Below are 1,463 nucleotides of genomic sequence, written 5' to 3'. Positions count from 1 at the left end.
TGAAGTGAACCCTGCAAGTTGGACACTTTAATTTAGGCAACTTTTCCTAAGGCAAGATTCCGATATTTAATCGGCGTCTTGCCTTTTAATTTATGCCTTATTCGATATTGGTTGTAATATACAATCCACGCCTTCATGGCTTTAATCAATTCCTGTTTGGTTTGATAATGATGATCATAATACAATTCAGCTTTCATGGTATGAAAGAAGCTCTCCATTGATGCATTGTCTAAGCAGGTTGCCCGGCGTGACATGCTTTGGAAAATATGATGCTTCTTTAGTGTCTGGCGCCATGTATTTGTTTGATATTGGATGCCTTGGTCACTATGAACGGTCATGCGGTAGCTAAGCACGGGCCGCTTATTAATTAGCTCGATTAATGGTTTCATCACAAAATCAGTAGTCGGGTGATCGCTAATATTATAACTAACGATCTCACCAGAACACAGATCTTTAATTGGCGAAAGATAAACCCTTTTGTCCTGGCTCATATTACCATAGCGATACTCACTCACATCAGTTACCATTTTCTGATAAGGACGATCAGTGTTAAACCGTCGGTTTAACCGATTCATAGCCTTCTTACCTTGGGGGCCAATCGATGAATCATATTTACGGGTTTGACGATTATACATTAGTGACGATAGCCCATTTTCACTCATCAGACGGCTAACTCGTTTGTGATTAGCCTTGATTCCACGGTGGTGTAGTTCATCGGTTACTGGTCGATATCCATAGCCGGGATTCTGTTGTTTGATGTCTTTAATGACTTGGAGTAATTCTTGATTATCTTTAGCTTCATGACGGTGTGCTTGGTAATAGAACGTACGCCGCTTAATGGTGGCGTATGGCAAAATCTCCGTTAAGCTAAATCCGAATTCGTGCCTTAGTTCTTGGATGATTTGATATTCTTCTTTGACTGTCCGCGACGTTGAACTAAGGCTTCGAGTTTTTTTAGATATTCGTTCTCCACTTTCAAAGCCCGATTATCAGCCTTCAAGCGCTCTAACTCTGATAACTGTTTCCTAGCTTGGTGATTATGGTTAGTCATCATGTGGTTTGCCCGTCCTCTTCTGGTAAACAAGGCCTCAATACCACGTTCTTTAAGCTTCCTCTGCCAATTAGCGATGGTCCCGGGATTACTAATATCAAATTGGAGTGCTGTTTGTGGATACGAGGCTTTGTGTTGTTTTTTCCAGTTTAAGACTTTTAGCTTAAAATCACCATCATAATCAAATTTTGGTGAACGAATTTCTAGGCCTTGAATACCATATTTTCGATAACGAGCAACCCATGTCTGCACAGATATTTTCCCTTTAATGCCTAATCTTCGGGCAATAGTCGGTGAACCGATTCCAGCTAAATACATTTGAACAGCTTTAAGTTTAACTTCAAAACTAAATTTAGTCATAGTAAAACCCCCATAGTTAGAATTTTTCATCCAACTATGGGGGTTCACTTCA

General features: G+C 40.1%; 2 protein-coding genes. Both read right to left on the bottom strand.

Annotation, left to right across the window (positions count from 1 at the left end):
- Positions 1-32: 32 nt before the first annotated feature.
- Positions 33-902, bottom strand: a complete 870-nt coding sequence (locus FD47_RS16000) for an IS3 family transposase (RefSeq protein ID WP_235806121.1) — start codon at positions 900-902, stop codon at positions 33-35.
- Positions 887-1,463 (bottom strand): helix-turn-helix domain-containing protein (locus FD47_RS15995; protein ID WP_054736764.1); only part of this gene is annotated, 577 nt, incomplete at its 5' end. The genes FD47_RS15995 and FD47_RS16000, both read right to left, overlap by 16 nt.

The sequence above is a fragment of the Lentilactobacillus parafarraginis DSM 18390 = JCM 14109 genome, from assembly GCF_001435895.1.
In the GTDB taxonomy this organism is placed as follows: Bacteria; Bacillota; Bacilli; order Lactobacillales; family Lactobacillaceae; genus Lentilactobacillus; species Lentilactobacillus parafarraginis.
This window is presented reverse-complemented; position numbering and strand designations above follow the sequence as displayed.